Origin of the sequence: Qipengyuania sp. (assembly GCF_043423005.1) — a bacterium.
GTDB lineage: Bacteria > Pseudomonadota > Alphaproteobacteria > Sphingomonadales > Sphingomonadaceae > Qipengyuania.
In genome coordinates, this window is the sequence record NZ_JBHWMI010000013.1 from 1 (window position 1) to 16,811 (window position 16,811).

Consider the following 16,811-nt stretch of genomic DNA (forward strand, 5'->3'; position numbering starts at 1 on the left):
TCGCGGGCATCCTGGACAAGGCCTTGCAGTCGGTCGAAATGGCGATCCGTCACGATGCTGGCATAATCTTCGTTTTCCAGCAGGGTTGGGTAAAGATTGGCCGTTCCCTGCCACACGCCGTGGATCGCCTCGTCCTCGCGCTCGGCGGGGACATACAGGTAATCGGGCGCAAGACAGATCTGACCAGCGTTCAGCATCTTGCCCAAGGCAACTTTTTCACCCGCCTTGGCGAGATCGGCATCCTGCCCCATGATAACCGGGCTTTTGCCTCCGAGTTCGAGGGTTACCGGGACGAGGTTCTTTGCAGCGGCTTCCATCACCTTGCGGCCCGTGGCGGTGGAACCGGTGAAGACCAGGTGATCGAAAGGCAGCTCGCTGAACGCATGGGCCACCTCGGGCCCACCGGTGAAGACCACGCATTCGTCGGCAGTAAAGAATTCGCTTACCAGGTCGCGCATCAGGGCGCTGGTTTTCTCCGTGAATTCCGAAGGCTTGATCATCGCCCGGTTACCGGCGGCAAAGACCTGCATCAGCGGCCCGAAAGTGAGATTGACCGGGAAGTTCCAAGGACTGAGGATGCCCACCACGCCCTTGGGCTCGTAACGCACTTCGGCCTTGGCGCCGAGCAGGCCGAGCGGAAACTGGACCTGCCTCCTGTCCGCCTTGGCCCATCCATCGAGGTGCTTCAGGCAATGGCGCCCGAAATTGATCGTTCCGTCGATATCGGTGAGCTTGGACTGATAGGCGGAACGATTGCCGAAATCCTCGCCCATCGCCTGGCATAGTGCATCGGAATGATCGCGAAGCAGACGGATCGCGCGTTCGATCCTGTCCTTGCGCAGGGCCATCGGTTCTGGCCGCATCATGTGATGCGCCGCACGCTGGCGTTGCAGCATCCCGGTCATCTCGGTCGTCGCCAGTTCGGGCATCGTCGTCTCCCTTTGCTTTCGCCCGGACGGCACTCTAGTTTGCCGCCGCCCGTCTCGTGCTGCGCTGCACGATACGAACTTCAGCTATCGAGGACCAGCATAAGAATGCCGCAATTCAACGCAAGCGATCCCATCGTCATCCTGTCCTATGCGCGCACCCCGATGGGCGGGATGCAGGGTGTTCTGGCGGACGTCTCGGCAACCGATCTCGGGGCGACTGCGGTTAAAGCCGCCGTCGAGCGCTCAGGCGTGCCGGCGGACCGGTTCGACCGCACCTACATGGGCTGCGTGCTGCCTGCCGGGCTCGGCCAGGCACCGGCGCGCCAGGCGAGCATCAAGGCCGGCCTGCCCACCTCCGTGCAGGCGACTACCGTCAACAAGGTCTGCGGCAGCGGCATGCAGACGGTCATCATGGGAGCCGAGGCCCTCGCCAGCGGTACGGTGGATTTTGTCGTGGCCGGCGGGATGGAGAGCATGACGAACGCCCCGTACCTCCTCAAGAAGCATCGCTCGGGCGCGCGGATCGGGCATGACACGGCCTATGATCACATGTTCCTCGACGGGCTGGAAGATGCCTACGAGGAAGGCCGCGCGATGGGCACTTTCGCGCAGGAAACCGCGAACGAATACCAGATGACGCGCGAAGAGATGGACGCCTATTCCATCGAATCCCTGCGCCGCGCCAACACCGCCATCGAAAGCGGAGCCTTCGATGCCGAGGTCGTGCCGGTGACGGTCTCGTCGCGCACCGGCGAGCTCACGATCGACCGGGACGAACAGCCCGGCCGGGGCAAGCCCGACAAGATTCCGACCCTGAAACCGGCCTTCGCCAAGGACGGGACGATCACCGCCGCTACCTCCAGTTCGATTTCGGATGGCGCGGCCGCAGTCGTGCTGACCCGGCAAAGCAAGGCCGATGACGAGGGATACGCCCCCGTCGCCCGGATCGTCGCAGTCGCCGCACACGCGCAGGAGCCTGCGACCTTCACCACCGCACCGATCGGGGCCATCCACAAGGTGCTCGACCATGCCGGATGGTCCGCCGACGAGGTGGATCTGTGGGAAATCAACGAGGCTTTCGCGTGCGTGGCGATGTTCGCGATGCGCGACATCGGCATTCCGCACGACAAGATCAACGTCAACGGCGGGGGCACGGCGCTCGGCCATCCGATCGGCGCCAGCGGCACCCGGATCATCGTCACCCTGCTGAACGCGCTCAAGCAGCAGGGCAAGACGCGCGGCATCGCATCTCTGTGTATCGGCGGGGGTGAGGCAACAGCGGTCGCCCTCGAACTCGTGTGATCGCCCGCAGCAAGCATTCAGGAAAGCTTTCCCGGGTTTCACGTTGAGGAAGGCAGTAATCATGGAGAAGTCGATGAAGAAGATGCTGGTTATCGGGTGCTGCGCGGCGCTCGCCGCGTGTGGCTCGAACTCGGAAGAGACGGCCGTCACCCCCACCTCGACCGAGGTGGCGGCACCGTCGCAGACGGCAAACACCACGGTGCAGACCTCACAGCCCCGCATGGCCAACAGCGGCGCGGTCGGCACCTATGAGGTCAAGCAATCCGACGGGACGGTCATCCGCCAGCAGCTCAATCCGGACGGCACCTACGCCTACACCAACGTCTCTGGCGTCGAGACGCAGAAGGGCATGTGGCGCGAAAACGGTGCGCAGCTGTGCTTCGACCCGCAGGGGGCGGAACCGGAAAGCTGCTATACCGGCGGCAAGCCGGGCGCGGATGGTGCTTTCACCATGACCGATGGCACAGGGGCCACTTTTGGGACAGTTCGAAAGATCGCCGCTACCGCGGGAACGAATTGAATCGGCTTTCGTAAGACTGTTGCTTCACACCGATGGAAGGGTGGTCCGCAAGGGCCACCCTTTTTTCTTGCGAAGGTGAAATTGTTGGCTGGCGCGGGCGAACGCTCAAAGAGCGCCGGCACCCCACAAGCGATCCTGGCGGATCCAGCCCCGATAACGTCCGGTGACAAAGCTGCACCATCCGTCCTTGCAGCTGCCGAGCATTCCCGAAACGCCCGGTTCCACTCGCCATTTGAGCGGCGCAGAAGCCCCCGCGTCGGCGCGCATGTCGGCAAGGCCGTTGCCGGTCACGATCGCTGCCCGTTCCGGGCTGAGCAGCCGCGCGACCACCCAGCCCCGCGTGCCATCGGGATCCTCGATGAACCGCCATCCCTGCATGACGCGCAGAACCTTCACCGGCAGACCTGCACGATGATAGACCCATTCGACGGGGTAATCCTCGCTCGGCCCGACCCGCAGGTTCAGTTCCGATGCGCGCACACTTGCCCAGTAGGGCACCTCGCGGTCCTGGCCGGATGCCGGAATGGACATGCCGATCAGCAGGACGGACAGGAAGGCGATGCGGAGCGGGATCATGGCGTCCTGTTACTTGCCGTGACCGGGCGCGGCAAGCGCGCTTGACCCACGCAGCGTCGAGCGTTTAGCCCCGCCCGATGTCCGCCTCCTCTGCCTCTTCCCCGCCCCTCCCCTCCCGGCATGATCGGCGGCCCCGGGTGTATGTTACCCGGCATCTCGAACCTGCGGTCGAAGCACGACTGGTCGAGCTGTTCGACGTTACTCTCAATCCCTCCGATGTGCCGTTGACGCGCGACCGGCTGGCCCAGGCCATGCAGGAATGCGATGTGATCGTGCCGACGGTGACAGATTTGCTGGACGCCGACCTCATCGCGAATGCGGGGCCCGACCTCAAGCTGATCGCAAGCTTTGGGGCGGGTACGGATCACATAGATCTTGCCGCGGCGTCGCGGCGCCGCATCTTCGTCACGAATACGCCGGGCGTCTTCACCGACGACACGGCGGATCTGGCGATGGCCTGCATCATCGGCGTGCCCCGCCGGGTTCGCGAAGGCGTCGAACTGGTGAGGCAGGGCGAATGGACCGGATGGGCCCCCACCGCCCTGCTCGGGCGCAAGCTGGCTGGAAAGACGCTGGGCATTGTCGGCATGGGACGTATCGGACAGGCCGTGGCGCACCGGGCGCGGGCGTTTGGCCTCGAGATCGCCTATCACAATCGCCGCAAGCTGCCGGCAGAGGCCGAGCGTATGTTCGGCGCGCGCTATTACGGATCGCTCGACGAGCTGATCGCGAAGGCCGATATCCTGACGCTCCATTGCCCGTCGAGCGCCGATAATCATCATCTTCTCGATCGGCGGCGGTTTGCGCTGATGAAGCCTGGGGCCAGCCTCGTGAACACCGCTCGCGGCGACCTGATCGATCAGGAGGCGCTGATCGAGGCGCTTGAGGACGGCCGGCTCGCGGGTGCCGGGCTGGATGTGTACCCTGATGAACCCGAAGTCGATGCGCGCTTGATCCGCCACCCCAATGTCATGACCCTGCCCCACATCGGCAGCGCGACGAGGGAAGGCCGCGAGGAATCGGGGATGAAGGTCATCGCCAACATCCGGATGTGGGCCGACGGGCATCGCCCGCCCGATCAGGTGTTGAGTGCGCTCGCCTAATCGCCAGTGAGGATACGCTCGACCAGCTGCTTCACGGTGGGCGTGAAGTTGTTCGAATAGAACGGGTCCTGCTTGAAACGGTATGCCGCGTGCCCGGCAAAGGCGAGATTGTCGTCCGGGTCGCCGCCGTGGGCGATATCCTGCAGGGTCTTCTGAATGCAGAAGCTGCGCGGGTCGGCCAGCCTACCCGTGGTGTGGTTGTCGTGATCCTTCCAGCTTGAAAACTGACAGTGCGACAGGCAGCCCATACAGGCCTGCTGGTCGGCACGTATCTGTTCGGCGCTTTCCGGCGTGACGAAAACGACCGTATCGTCGGGCGTCTTGAGCGGTTCGGTAAAACCTTCATGGATCCAGGCCAGCGCCTTGCGCTGATCGCCCGGGTGGACATAGAAATACTTGGCTTTCCCATGATCCAGCAGCGGTATCGTGCCGTCTTCCTCGTCCCGCTTGAAGATCGGAATCTGGCGCTCGCTGCGGTGCATCAGGTCATAGAGGAAAGGGGTCTTCACCGCGCTCGAGTAAAAGCCGGTCGGCGAGAACTTGTGAAGCAGCACATCGCCGGGCTCGACCGTCCGTAGCATATCCTTCCAGACCTGCGGGATCGGGCTCTCATGGGTCAGCAGGGGCCGCGTCCCGAACTGAAAAGCGATCTTGCCAAGCTCGGGATTGTCGATCCAGTCGTTCCATTCGCGCAGGAACCACACCCCGCCGGCCATGACGATCGCAGTGTCCTCGCTCACGCCCTCGGCCCGCATCGTGTCACGCAGCGCCTTGACCCGGGGGTGGGGATCTTCCGGGCTGAGCGGGTCTTCGGCATTGGACAGCCCGTTATGCCCGCCCGCCAGCCACGGATCTTCATAGACGACCGCGGCCATCAACTCCGGCACCCGGGAATAGCTGCGCTTCCACAGGGCACGAAAGGCGCGGGCGCTGCTGACGATGGGCAGGTAGTGCACATTGTATCGCGCCGCGATTTCGGCAAGCTTGTAGGGCATGCCCGCGCCGCAGGTAACGCCGGTGACGAGACCGGGGCAGTTTTCCAGGACGCCCTCGAGCACCTGCTGAGCGCCGCCCATCTCCCACAGGACGTTGATGTTGATCGCACCCTGCCCGCCGGCAATCTCATGCGCGCGGCGCACCTGCTCGGTCGCGCCGGCGATGGCATAGCGGACAAGCTGCTCGAACCGCTCCACCCGGGTGGCCTGCGGATAGACTTGCGGAATGGGATTGCCGTCGACGTCATAGCTGTCGGCGTTGACCGCGCTGACGGTGCCGATGCCGCCGGCCGCCGCCCAAGCACCCGAGCTCATGTGATTGCTCGCGGAGACGCCCTTGCCACCTTCGACCAGCGGCAGGACTTCACGCCCGCCGTAAACAATGGGGCTGAGACCCTTGAAGCTCATCGCATGTTCTTTCGTTCTGGCGCCGTGCCGCTGAGCCGCAGTCAGGCGGCGCGGTTCGCATCATTGCGGCAGGGCTGGATATCCTGCGGACGCGGCCTGTTAGCGGCCGCCTCGAATTGTGCATAGTAGCCTGACAGTTGCGGCGCACTTCTGAAAGCGACCAGCCGATAACCGACCCGTTCGAATTCGCAGGAGAGCAGCAAGGGGTCGATCCCGTGCTGGTCAGTGGGCCGGTCGATATCGACCACGATGACCTGCCCGCCTTCGCGCAGCGCCGGCCACATTCGCCACAGGAACTCATAGGGTTGTTCGATCTCGTGATACATATGCACCATGAAGACCCGGTCGAAACTTCCTGCGGGAAGCATGGGATCGGCAGGTTCCCCCTTGCGGATCGAGATGTTCGCCAGCCCTTCGCGTTCCACCCGGCGGGCAAGCCGGTCGAGTGCGTCGCGGTCGATATCCTGGGCAAGCACACGGCCTTCCGGCCCGACGCGTTCCGACAGGCGGACCGTGTAGTAGCCATTTCCCGCGCCGATATCGGCCACCGTCATCCCCGGTGTGATACGGGCAAGGTCCATTACCGTCTGCGCTTCGCCCCGGCTGTCACGCTGGTCCTCGGTCGAAAACTGGTTCGATCCGAGCCCCGATACCGGACGGTCGGGCGACGGAAAGACCAGCGCGGTGCCGGCATTGGGCGATGCGGGCCCGCACGCGCCCAGCCCTGCAAGCGACAGCACAAAGGCGGCCGTGCGTTTCACTCGACGTCCTCTATCTCGACTGTCTCTCCGGTCACGCGCTGGGCAAGCGCGGCGGAGATGAACGGATCGAGCGCGCCATCCAGCACGTCATCCGGAGTGGGCGAGGTCACGCCGGTGCGCAGGTCCTTGACCATCTGATAGGGTTGCAGGACGTAGGAGCGGATCTGGTGCCCCCAGCCGATGTCGCTCTTTTCCTGATACTCGCCCGATGCCGCCGCCTCACGCTCGGCCATTTCGCGTTCGAAGAGGCGCGCCTTGAGCATGCCCATCGCGGTCGCGCGGTTCTTGTGCTGGCTGCGATCCTGCTGGCTGGCGACCACGATGCCAGTGGGCTGGTGGGTGATCCGGACCGCGGAATCGGTGGTATTGACGTGCTGCCCACCCGCCCCGCTGGCGCGGTAGGTGTCAATCTTCAGATCCGCCGGGTTGATCTCGATGTCGATGTCGTCATCAATCACGGGGTAGACCCAAACCGAACTGAAGCTGGTGTGCCGCCGGGCGGAACTGTCGTACGGGCTGATGCGGACGAGACGGTGGACTCCGCTTTCGGTCTTGGCATAGCCGTAGGCGTTTTCACCCTTCAGCAGAAGCGTCGCGGACTTGATCCCCGCCTGATCCCCTGCCTGGTACTCCACCGTCTCCACCTTGAAGCCGCGCCGTTCGGCCCAGCGGGCGTACATCCGGAAGAGCATCTCGGCCCAGTCCTGGCTTTCTGTGCCCCCGGCGCCAGCATGGATTTCCAGATAGGTGTCGTTGCCGTCGGCCTCGCCCGAAAGCAGCGCCTGCACCTTGTCGCCATCCGCACGGTCTGCCAGCCGCTCGAGCGTTCGGAGGCCTTCGGCGGCAATGTCGTCATCGCCCTCTGCCTCGCCCATCTCGACGAATTCGATCGCGTCCGCCATTTCGCCCTCGATTTCACGGACCGTCTTGATCGCATTGCCGAGACGCTTGTGCTCCTGCGAAATCGCCTGCGCTTCCTTCGGATCGGACCACAGGTTGGGGTCCTGCACGCGGGCTTCCAGTTCGTCGAGGCGGCGCAGCGCACGCTCCCAGTCCAGCGACTGGCGGACGAGCGCCAGCGCGGCATTGATGCGTTCGATATGGGCCTGCCCTTCGGCACGCATGGATCATTCCTTCTGCAAGCGGTTCGCCGGACTAGCGGGCCAGCACGATTTGTAAAGCAGGCGGTGCCGCTTGTAACGGGGTGCCTGGTCGCGCCCTTAGTCGGCCGCGACCGCTTCCTCGATCACCGCAGGTTGCGGCTGTGCCCGCGGGGCGGCGGCGACCGGCGGCGCATTCTGCCGGGCCCCCTGCCGAGCCCGTCGCAAAAGCTCGAGAATTTCGTTCCGGCGGGCCGCGAGTTCGTCGGTCCGGGTGGCCCGCGGCGGTTCCGTATCCGGTTTGAAAGCCTCCCAGATCACGGCTGCCTGTGGATCGTCGCTGGGCGAGCCGGCGAAAACCCGCTTCCCGCTGCGGCGGTCGATCTTGACCATGCGCACGCCGGGAGGGGCAACGAAATCGTCGGCGGTCCAGCGATCGCGGGTCTCTTCGACGAATTGCTTGAAGATCGGCGCCGCAGTATTGCCGCCTTGTACCCAGCCGCCGAGGTTCCGGGGCTGATCATAACCGATATAGGTCCCCGCGACGATATCGGGGCTGCCACCGACGAACCAGGCATTGGTCGGTCCGCTGGTGGTGCCGGTCTTGCCAAACAGGGGCAGGTTCAGATCGCGCAGGCGTACCGCGGTGCCACGAGTGATCACACCCTGAAGCATGTGAACCACCTGGAAGGCAGTGCGCGGGTCCATGACCTGTTTGCCGCCCGGTTCGAAGCGCGGCATGGGCGAGCCGTCCCATTCGGGCATGTTGCAGCTGTCGCACTGGCGCTGGTCCGAACGCCAGATCACCTTGCCCCGGCGATCCTGCACGTAATCGATGACGCTCGGCGCATACTGCCGGCCCCAGTTGGCCAGCGCAGCATAGGCGTTGACCATCTTTTCGACCGTCGTGTCGCCCGCGCCAAGCGCAAAGCTGGGATAGTTGTCGTACTGACCGATACCGACCTGCGCAAAGGTCTTGGTTACCTGCGGCATTCCGGCTTCCATGGCGATATGCACGGTCATCAGATTGCGGCTCTGCTCGAGCCCCCAGCGCATGGTATGGGTGCCGCCCCCGCCACCGCCGAAATTCCGGAAGCATTTCTCGCCCAGATTGGCGCCTTGCCAGAAACAGAAGGTCTGGTCGGGCACCTGGCTCGCCGGCGTCATGCCGTGGTCGAGACCGGCGGCGTAGACGAACGGCTTGATAGTGGAGCCCGGCTGGCGCAGCGCCTGCGTCGCCCGGTTGAAGCTGCCGAGGCGGCTGTCGAACCCGCCCTGCATCGCCATGATCCGCCCGGTCTGCGGGCTTTGGGCGAGGAACGCGCCCGATACCTCGGGCACGGTGCGCAGCCGATAGCCATTGCCCGAACTTTCGGCTGCCACCACATCGCCGACCTTGACCGCAGCCGGTGCGCCGGAAAGCGATGCGGTTTCGCCGTCGCTGAACCCGATGGTTGCCCCCGAACCTGCTTCGGTGACGACCCCTACCCGCCAGTCCCGGTAGCTGATCGAGAGATTCGACGAGGCCAGCTGCGAGGTAAGATCGCCATTGTCAGGATTGAGAGTGGCGATCGGCTTGGTCCACGGCCGATTGCCATGATAGCGCAGCAATCCGGCACGAAGGGCATCGCGCGCGGCATCCTGCATTTCGGTGTCGAGTGATGTCCGCACCCAGAGACCACCGGCATAGACGCTGTCTTGCCCGTCCTCGGCTGTCTCTCCGAACTGTTCGATCAGCTGGCGGCGCACCTCTTCAAGGAAATAGCCGGCGTCGGCCGATCGTTCGGTCCGCTGCTGCACCAGACCAAGGGGCCGCGACTTCGCTTCGGCGGCCGCCGAAGGGGTCGCAAATCCATTGGCAACCATCTGGTCGAGAACGAAATTGCGTCGTTCGATCGCCATATCCTGGTACCGGGCCCGGCCATATCGTTCGGGCGCCTTGGGAAGAATCGCGAGGAACGCGGCTTCCGACAGCTCGAGATCGGCGACATCCTTGTCGAAATAGGCACGGCTGGCCGCCTGTACCCCGAAGCTTCGCCGGCCGAGCGGAATTTCGTTGAGATAAAGCTCGAGGATCTCGGGCTTGGTCATCACCTGCTCGATCCGTCGGGCCAGGATCATCTCCTTCAGCTTGCGGGTGACCGAATACTCGTCCGACAGCAGCAGGTTCTTCGCCACCTGCTGCGTAATCGTGGACCCGCCGACCGCGCGTTCGCCCGAACCGAACTTGGTGGCGTAGTCGAACACCGCATTGAGGGTGCCGAACAGATCGACCCCGCCGTGGCTGAAGAAGGTCTTGTCCTCGGCTGCGAGGAACGCCTCGATCAGAGGTTTGGGAAAGTCGGCATACTGCAGCTGCACGCGGCGCTCGCGAGCATAGGAATGGACGATCTCACCGTCGATACCGCGCACGACCGTCGGCAGCGGGGTTTCGTATTCCAGCAGTGTGCTTGCCTCGGGCAAGTTGCGAGCCAACAGCACCCAGGCAAGCACCAGCAGAGCGAGAACCAGCCCCGCAAGATAGGTAAGGATGCGCAATCTCGTGCTGTGCGCCCAGTTCGCGCACATCCAGCGGGCGAAACGCCGCGGATCGTTGGCGAGGCGACCGCGCCAATAGGACATCGTGCTTGTTTGCTGCATGACAGGCGGCGGCCTTAGCACGCCTTTTCACGGATGCGCCATATCCGATCGCGCTGTGTCATGGCGCGCCCTCGGACGCGGCGTGTGTGGCAAGATAGATGCGGATCGCCGAGGCCAACGAGCTAGCGAACGCCGCCCGGCCGCGGGGCGAAGTCAACCGTTCGGCATCGGCAGCATTGGTGATGAAGCCGCTTTCGAACAGGATCGAAGGAACGTCCGGCGCGCGCAGAACCTTGAGGGCGGCGTAGCGCCTCGCCTGAGGGTGAAAGGCGATCTTGCCCTCAGCCTCGCGCAATACGAGAGCCGCGAATTCATCCGAACGGGCCGAGGTGCGCCGCTGCGCCAGTTCAACCAGCAGGCTGCCGACCGCATCGCTCTGCTGTTCCAGATCGACCCCGTTGAGCATGTCCGATGCGTTTTCGCGCGCTGCGAACCTCGCTGCGGCATCGCTGGAGGCCCGGTTGGAAAGGGTATAGATGCTCGCCCCGCCTGCCCCGCCGCCTTCCCCGGCGCTATCGGCATGGAGCGAAATAAACAGTTCCGCGCCAAGCTTGCGGGCGATTTCGAATCGCTCGGCATGAAGGAGATAGCGATCATCGGCGCGGGTAAGCGCCACGCGCACCCCGCCGGCGTCTTCAAGTTCGGCCTTGAGACTGTGCGCAAGACCGAGGACGACGTCCTTTTCCTGAAATCCGCTGCCGGCCGCGCCGGGATCGTGCCCGCCATGACCGGGATCGATCACCACCAGCGGCCATCCGGCGCTTCCCTCGACAACTGGCAATGCGGTCATCGGAGCCAGCCGGGGCAGATCGACACGCAAGAGATAGCCGTTTCCCGACCCCGCCATCGAGGCGACGAGAACTGCCGCGATTGCCAATCCTGTGGCACCCAGAACGAAGGATACGGGAACTCGACGGGGTGGGCTGCCTATCATCGCGCCCAACCGTCTCGCTGCGAATACGTCATTTTGCAATATAGTTGCCGATCTGTGGTCGCAGTGCTAGCAAACCGATCGCCGGATAGCCGGCGCCTCCGATCGGCGCGAACCTGATACGCGACGAAGAGGGTCGCCTCGATCCGGCATGCAGCGCCGCTTTCCGGCCCTGCTTTCTTGACCAGGTTGATGCAGTCGATGTCTTTCCTTTGTCCGTGCGATCCCGTGGAAGCTGCTTCGCGCCGCTTCTTCGTGGAAATGTCGTACGGACTGCGCAGCGTGCGCAAGACAATGACGGCAGTCACGAATACCCGGCGGGGCGCCACAGCGTCGCGCCGGCCTATGACCATCGTTCAGGCCACGCGCCGCGACGATTACATCCACACATACAAACGATCGCACGGCGTGTCGGCGGGCTCTGCCCCGCCCGGCCGTGCATGGAGATATATACATGGCAACGCGCATGCTTATCGATGCGCGCCACCAGGAAGAAACCCGGGTGGCGGTACTCAAGGGTAATCGGATTGAGGAATTCGATTTCGAATCTGCCGACAAGAAGCAGATCAAGGGCAATATCTATCTAGCAAAGGTCACACGGGTCGAACCGTCGCTACAGGCGGCGTTTGTCGACTTTGGCGGCAATCGTCACGGATTTCTTGCCTTCAGCGAAATCCATCCCGACTATTACCAGATCCCGAAGGAAGACCGCGACGCACTGCTCGCCGCCGAAGCCGAGGCTGCGGAGGAAGAGGCCCGGCTCCGGGCTGAAGAGGAAGAGCGCGGCGAGATGCCCGGCGACGAATACGACGCCGAGGACGAAAGCGCAGAATCGCTGGCGGAGGATCTCGCCGAAGACGGGCTTGAGGAAGTCGATACCTCGGACAAGGACGATGTCCTCACGCTCGAAGACGGGCGGTCCGACAAGGAGGACGAAAACGACGCGGCTAACGACGACGACAGCTCATTCGACGACGGGGCGGACGAGCGGGAGCGCGACGAGCGTGATGGCGGGCGCGGTGGCCGGGGGCGTGGACGGCGCCGCAATGGAGGTCGCACGAGGGCCAAGGAAGTCGACGATGCGCGGGCGCGCCGTCTGGCACTTCGCCGCCGCTACAAGATCCAGGATGTCATTCAGCGGCGCCAGGTGCTGCTGGTCCAGGTCGTCAAGGAAGAACGCGGCAACAAGGGCGCTGCCCTCACCAGCTATCTCAGCCTTGCCGGCCGTTACACCGTGCTCATGCCCAACAGCAGCCATGGCGGGGGCATCAGCCGCAAGATTTCGTCGGCGGGCGACCGCAAGCGATTGAAGGAGATCGTGGGCGATCTCGCTTTGCCGCAATCGATGGGGCTGATCGTGCGGACCGCCGGCCTCAGCCGCACCAAGACCGAGATCAAGCGCGATTTCGATTACCTCGCCCGGCTGTGGGACGAGATTCGCGAGAATACGCTGGCGTCGGCCGCCCCCGCCCTGATCCATTCCGACAGCGATCTGATCAAACGCGCCATTCGCGACATCTACAATCGCGATATCGAGGAAGTGATCGTGGAGGGCGCCGCCGGTTACCGTGCGGCGAAAGCCTTCATGAAAATGCTGATGCCCAGCCACGCGCGGCGGGTGAAGGAATATGCCGATCCGGTGCCCCTGTTCCAGCGGTTCGGGGCCGAGGATCAGCTCAAGGCGATGTACGATCCCGTGGTGCAGCTGAAAAGCGGCGGCTACCTCGTCATCAACCCCACCGAGGCGCTCGTCTCGATCGATATCAACTCGGGCCGTTCGACGCGCGAGCACAACATCGAGCAGACGGCGCTTTCGACCAACCTTGAGGCGGCGAAGGAAATCGCCCGTCAGTTGCGCCTGCGCGACATGGCCGGGCTGGTCGTCATCGACTTTATCGACATGGAGCACCACTCCAACACCCGCAAGGTCGAGAAGGCGATGAAGGACGCGCTCAAGCACGATCGCGCTCGCATCCAGGTTGGCCGGATCAGTTCCTTCGGATTGATGGAGATGAGCCGCCAGCGGCTGCGCACCGGCGTGCTCGAGGCGACGACGCGGGAATGCCCGCATTGCGACGGGACCGGGCTGGTCCGCACCGCCTCCTCCGCCGGCCTGTCGGCGCTCCGCCTGATCGGCGAGGAAGCGGCGCGTGGCCGCGGCACCCATATCCGCCTTGCCGCAAGCACCGAGGCGGCAATCTATCTTCTCAACGAAAAGCGTGCGGACCTCATGGAGATCGAGGCGCGCTACGGCGTTGTTGTCGAAGTGGTTCCCGAAGGCGAGGAAGAGGGAGCCAAGATGTCCGTTTCCAGCCACGGGCCCAAACCGACGAAGCCGGTGCGGTTCGAACCGGTGACCGACGAGATCGACCTCGATGACGACGAGGACGACGTGGACGTCGAGGACGAAGACCAGGACGTCGCCCTGGTTTCGGATCGCCGGGACGACACGACGGACGACGGCGAAACCGGCGAGCGCAAGAAATCGCGCCGCCGGCGTCGGGGCGGTCGCGGTCGCAACCGGCGGGGCGATGGCGGCGAGTTCGAAGATCGTGGTTCCGGCGATACTGACGATGAGTCCGGGCAGAACGACAACGAGCAGGACGACGATCAATCCCACGCTGCAGAAGGCGACGCGCCGGACGAGCGGCAGGAAACCGATCAGGATGGCCGGCGCAAACGTCGTCGCGGCGGTCGCCGCCGCTCGGGCCGGGGACGTGATCGCAACGAGGAGGCGACCGCACTTGAAGATGGCGGGGTGGCGAGCGAAGATGCCGCCGCGCTCGAAGAGGTGTCAGCACAGGTTGCCGAAAGCATGGCGGTTGTCGCCGGTCCCGACGACGCACCGCAGACCGCCGAAGCGGCGGCCGCCGAGGACGATGGCCGCACTGAAGGCCGAACGGCAGAGGCCGTCGCGGCAGATGAAGCCTCGCCTCCTCCCAAGCGTCAACGGCGCGCGCCGCGTCCGCGCAAGGCCAAGCCTGCCGCGTCGGACACCGATGCCAATAGCGAAGCTGCGGCGAGCGAGGTTCCCACGGGGGACGCAGAGCCCGCCGAACCGGTGAAACGCCCCCGCGTTCGCCGCAAGAAGACCGACGAGGCCCCGTTGGCGGACGCTGCTGCGACGACGCCGGAAGCCGAAGAAAAGCCGGCCAAACCGCGCCGCACCCGGCGCAAGGCCGAACCTGCCCCCGCCACGGGCGAGGAGGGCGCAGCCGTCGTTCCAGAAGGCGCTGCGGAAGTGCCCGAGGCTCCGCCCGCCCCCGCGCAGGCCGAACAGACGAACGCCTCGGTTGCAAGCGAAGCCGAACCTGAAGCCAAGCCGCGTCGCGGGTGGTGGCAGCGAACCTTCGGGGAATAGGAAAGCAGGTGGCCTCGCTCACCAAAGCGAGGCCACCCTGTCACTCCAGTAACGTCCTCACCGTCGCAAGATCCGTTATCTTGTCGACATCGACTGCCGCGAGACCGTTGGGCGCCGGAACAAGGGCTGCACTCAGCCCGATCCTGTGCCCAAGTCGTGCCAGCCCCTCGGCCAATGTCAGGCGGCGGAAGACCATCGCCAGCAGAGTAGCCGGCCCCAGTCGCGCGGCGATCCGCCAGGGACGCTTGCGATCCTGTTCGACGCTGCGCCATAGGTCGATCGCTGCCTTCGCGCGATCCGTCTGAAGATAGAACAGGTTGCACCCCGACCAGTCGCCATCGGCAAAGCGAAGATAGGTGCGGCGGCTGCCCGGCAGCGCCCGCTCGACCTGGTCACGGCGGGCCAGCATCACAGCCAGATCGGCGTTTGCGGGAGTGCCCTCGATGAGGGTGCAAATCCACTCCGGGCGCAACAAGGCGTGATCGCTGGTTGTTATCAAGAGCGGCGCGCCGGCTGCGGCAAGGCCGAGGGCGGCGCTTTCGCTCGGGCCGTGCGCCGACGGGATCGTTTCGGCACCAAGCGTTTCGGCAATGTCCCGCAACCGGGGATCGTCAGTCGACACGATGATCCGCCCCGCGCCCGCTGAAGACAGTGCGGCGATGACCCGCGAAATCATCGGTTGGCCGCCTATTTCGATCAGGCCCTTGTGCGATACGCCCTGGCTCTGGGCGAATGGATCGCCGCCCGGGCGAGTACCGGCAAGCACAAGGGCGGCGAAGGATGCCACGGCTTCAGCGCGCCTCGTGCCGGGTAGACGAACGCAGTACGATGAATGCCGTCACGCTCATCAGGAAGTAGGCGACTGCCAGCCCGATGGCTACGGCGTAACCGATGCCCAGCGGCCCTAGCGGGACCAAGGTTACAATGCTGATGCCGAGGATGACGACCGCGAGCCCGCGCACGGCGAGCGGATAGGGCGCATGTCCGGTGGAATACAGCAGCGGTTCGTAGGCCACTGCGGCCAGTTCGAACGCCGCCCCCAGCGCGAGCGGCATCAGGATCGCGGCTCCGCCGACAAATGCCGGCCCGCCTATGGCAAGAAGCACGGCCTCGCCCGCGAAGTAGGCGACGGCAAGAATGAGAAGGCCCGCAGCCCCCGCCAGCATTGTGACCTTGCGCACCAGCTTGCGAAAATCGTCAGCGGTGCTGCCGATGCGGGCCAGTGCGAACTCCGGAAACACCGCCCGGGTCATGAGAGACGAAAGCTTGCCGATCCCTTGCGCCAACTGATCGGCGAGACGGTAGAGGCCCGCCGCACTGGTCCCGAGGAAATAGCCCACCGCCAGCAGCGGGCCTTGCTTGTAGATCGCGTCGAGGGTCGTTGAAAGATAGGTGATGCCGAAGAATTTGCCGAGGCCGGGGTTCTCCGCGAGGCTGTCCTGCGGGCGAACCAGATTGCCGCGATGGAGCGCCTCGGGAATGATGCGCCAGGCGACGAACCAGTAGAGGGCGGCGGCCAGCAGGTCGAAGAAAGCCCAGGCGAACAGGAACCGTCCGACGCTGGCCCCGGTCAGGACGATTGCGAAGCTGGCGAGCAGACGCCCGATCGGGACGACCGCTTCCACAAATGTGCCGAGATCGAAACGGTCGAGCACCCGGACGATGCCGTTGGGGGTCGTCAGCCGCGACCACAGGAGCGCGCAATTGAAGGCGAACGCCATGTCGATGAAGCGCGGATTGAGGCCCAGCGCATCGCCAAACCCGTAATAGATGATCGCGGCGACGACCGAACCCAGCGTCGCCCCGGCCACGTCGATCGAACCGCAAAGCCACGCCAATCGCCCGAACTTCGCCCACTCGCCGCGGTGGACGGGGTCGGCCCCGAACTTCACGATAGTCTGCCACGTCTGGAAGCTTGCGATCGCGACGAGGGCTTGCCCGGTCCCGAAGATAAGCGAGAAGTGGCCGAAATCCTTCAGCCCCAGCGACCGGGACAGAACGGCCAGATATACCAGACTGCAAAGCGCCCCGAACCCCTTGCCACCGACCAGCCAGGCGAGATTGCGCAGGATGTTGGCAAAGCCTCGGTCGGCCCGGCTGGTTGACGCGTCGGTTGCCATGTCGGGAACTCCCTTAGACCCGCAACCGCATGAATCAATGCCGCGCGCGAAGCCGCAACCCGGCC

General features: G+C 64.6%; 13 protein-coding genes. 4 read left to right on the top strand and 9 right to left on the bottom strand.

All coding sequences use genetic code 11. The features are described 5' to 3' along the window. The coding region (locus tag ACHFFA_RS02880) for an aldehyde dehydrogenase family protein (protein WP_394269336.1) at positions 1–929 on the bottom strand (929 nt) is incomplete at its 3' end. 105 nt (positions 930–1,034) lie between these two features. Here ACHFFA_RS02880 and ACHFFA_RS02885 point away from each other — a divergent pair. After that, on the top strand, positions 1,035–2,231 hold the full coding sequence (locus tag ACHFFA_RS02885) for an acetyl-CoA C-acyltransferase (protein WP_394269337.1): 1,197 nt from the start codon (positions 1,035–1,037) through the stop codon (positions 2,229–2,231). 61 nt (positions 2,232–2,292) lie between these two features. Further along, complete coding sequence (locus tag ACHFFA_RS02890) at positions 2,293–2,751, top strand: hypothetical protein (protein ID WP_394269338.1); 459 nt, start codon at positions 2,293–2,295, stop codon at positions 2,749–2,751. Positions 2,752–2,856: 105 nt separating this feature from the next. Here ACHFFA_RS02890 and ACHFFA_RS02895 read toward each other — a convergent pair whose 3' ends face one another. After that, positions 2,857–3,327: an SH3 domain-containing protein gene (locus ACHFFA_RS02895; protein WP_394269339.1), complete on the bottom strand. Its 471-nt coding sequence runs from the start codon at positions 3,325–3,327 to the stop codon at positions 2,857–2,859. Positions 3,328–3,404: 77 nt separating this feature from the next. Between ACHFFA_RS02895 and ACHFFA_RS02900 the strand changes: the two genes are divergently transcribed. Then, a complete protein-coding gene (locus ACHFFA_RS02900; protein ID WP_394269340.1) occupies positions 3,405–4,430 on the top strand; it encodes a 2-hydroxyacid dehydrogenase in 1,026 nt (341 codons plus the stop codon). Here the strand turns inward: ACHFFA_RS02900 and ACHFFA_RS02905 are convergent. The 5 genes from ACHFFA_RS02905 to ACHFFA_RS02925 form a co-directional block, all read right to left on the bottom strand. Further along, on the bottom strand, positions 4,427–5,833 hold the full coding sequence (locus ACHFFA_RS02905) for an NAD(P)H-dependent flavin oxidoreductase (RefSeq protein ID WP_394269341.1): 1,407 nt from the start codon (positions 5,831–5,833) through the stop codon (positions 4,427–4,429). The genes ACHFFA_RS02900 and ACHFFA_RS02905 overlap by 4 nt on opposite strands. Positions 5,834–5,874: 41 nt before the next feature. Then, complete coding sequence (locus ACHFFA_RS02910; protein ID WP_394269342.1) at positions 5,875–6,594, bottom strand: class I SAM-dependent methyltransferase; 720 nt, start codon at positions 6,592–6,594, stop codon at positions 5,875–5,877. Further along, positions 6,591–7,718 (bottom strand): peptide chain release factor 2, encoded by a 1,128-nt coding sequence (gene prfB / locus ACHFFA_RS02915; RefSeq protein ID WP_394269343.1) that lies wholly within the window; start codon positions 7,716–7,718, stop codon positions 6,591–6,593. Before prfB ends, ACHFFA_RS02910 begins: the two co-directional genes overlap by 4 nt. Before the next feature lie 96 nt (positions 7,719–7,814). Then, positions 7,815–10,262, bottom strand: a complete 2,448-nt coding sequence (locus ACHFFA_RS02920; protein ID WP_394269360.1) for a penicillin-binding protein 1A — start codon at positions 10,260–10,262, stop codon at positions 7,815–7,817. 130 nt (positions 10,263–10,392) lie between these two features. Next, on the bottom strand, positions 10,393–11,211 hold the full coding sequence (locus tag ACHFFA_RS02925) for an N-acetylmuramoyl-L-alanine amidase (protein WP_394269344.1): 819 nt from the start codon (positions 11,209–11,211) through the stop codon (positions 10,393–10,395). A 508-nt stretch (positions 11,212–11,719) separates the two neighbouring features. Between ACHFFA_RS02925 and ACHFFA_RS02930 the strand changes: the two genes are divergently transcribed. Next, entirely contained in the window at positions 11,720–14,626 is a 2,907-nt protein-coding gene (locus ACHFFA_RS02930) for an Rne/Rng family ribonuclease (RefSeq protein ID WP_394269345.1), read from the top strand. A gap of 40 nt (positions 14,627–14,666) precedes the next feature. Here the strand turns inward: ACHFFA_RS02930 and ACHFFA_RS02935 are convergent, their stop codons facing one another. Then, positions 14,667–15,413 (bottom strand): NTP transferase domain-containing protein, encoded by a 747-nt coding sequence (locus ACHFFA_RS02935; protein ID WP_394269346.1) that lies wholly within the window; start codon positions 15,411–15,413, stop codon positions 14,667–14,669. A gap of 4 nt (positions 15,414–15,417) precedes the next feature. Continuing rightward, a complete protein-coding gene (locus ACHFFA_RS02940) occupies positions 15,418–16,746 on the bottom strand; it encodes a lipopolysaccharide biosynthesis protein (protein WP_394269347.1) in 1,329 nt (442 codons plus the stop codon). Positions 16,747–16,811 lie beyond the last annotated feature (65 nt).

Excerpts from the sequence above, each read along its gene's own strand:
- ACHFFA_RS02885 (WP_394269337.1), top strand. The coding sequence starts at position 1,035 with ATGCCGCAATTCAACGCAAGCGATCCCATCGTCATCCTGTCCTATGCG.
- ACHFFA_RS02890 (WP_394269338.1), top strand. The coding sequence starts at position 2,293 with ATGGAGAAGTCGATGAAGAAGATGCTGGTTATCGGGTGCTGCGCGGCG.
- ACHFFA_RS02895 (WP_394269339.1), bottom strand. The coding sequence starts at position 3,327 with ATGATCCCGCTCCGCATCGCCTTCCTGTCCGTCCTGCTGATCGGCATG.
- ACHFFA_RS02900 (WP_394269340.1), top strand. The coding sequence starts at position 3,405 with ATGTCCGCCTCCTCTGCCTCTTCCCCGCCCCTCCCCTCCCGGCATGAT.
- ACHFFA_RS02905 (WP_394269341.1), bottom strand. The coding sequence starts at position 5,833 with ATGAGCTTCAAGGGTCTCAGCCCCATTGTTTACGGCGGGCGTGAAGTC.
- prfB (WP_394269343.1), bottom strand. The coding sequence starts at position 7,718 with ATGCGTGCCGAAGGGCAGGCCCATATCGAACGCATCAATGCCGCGCTG.
- ACHFFA_RS02920 (WP_394269360.1), bottom strand. The coding sequence starts at position 10,262 with ATGTGCGCGAACTGGGCGCACAGCACGAGATTGCGCATCCTTACCTAT.
- ACHFFA_RS02930 (WP_394269345.1), top strand. The coding sequence starts at position 11,720 with ATGGCAACGCGCATGCTTATCGATGCGCGCCACCAGGAAGAAACCCGG.
- ACHFFA_RS02940 (WP_394269347.1), bottom strand. The coding sequence starts at position 16,746 with ATGGCAACCGACGCGTCAACCAGCCGGGCCGACCGAGGCTTTGCCAAC.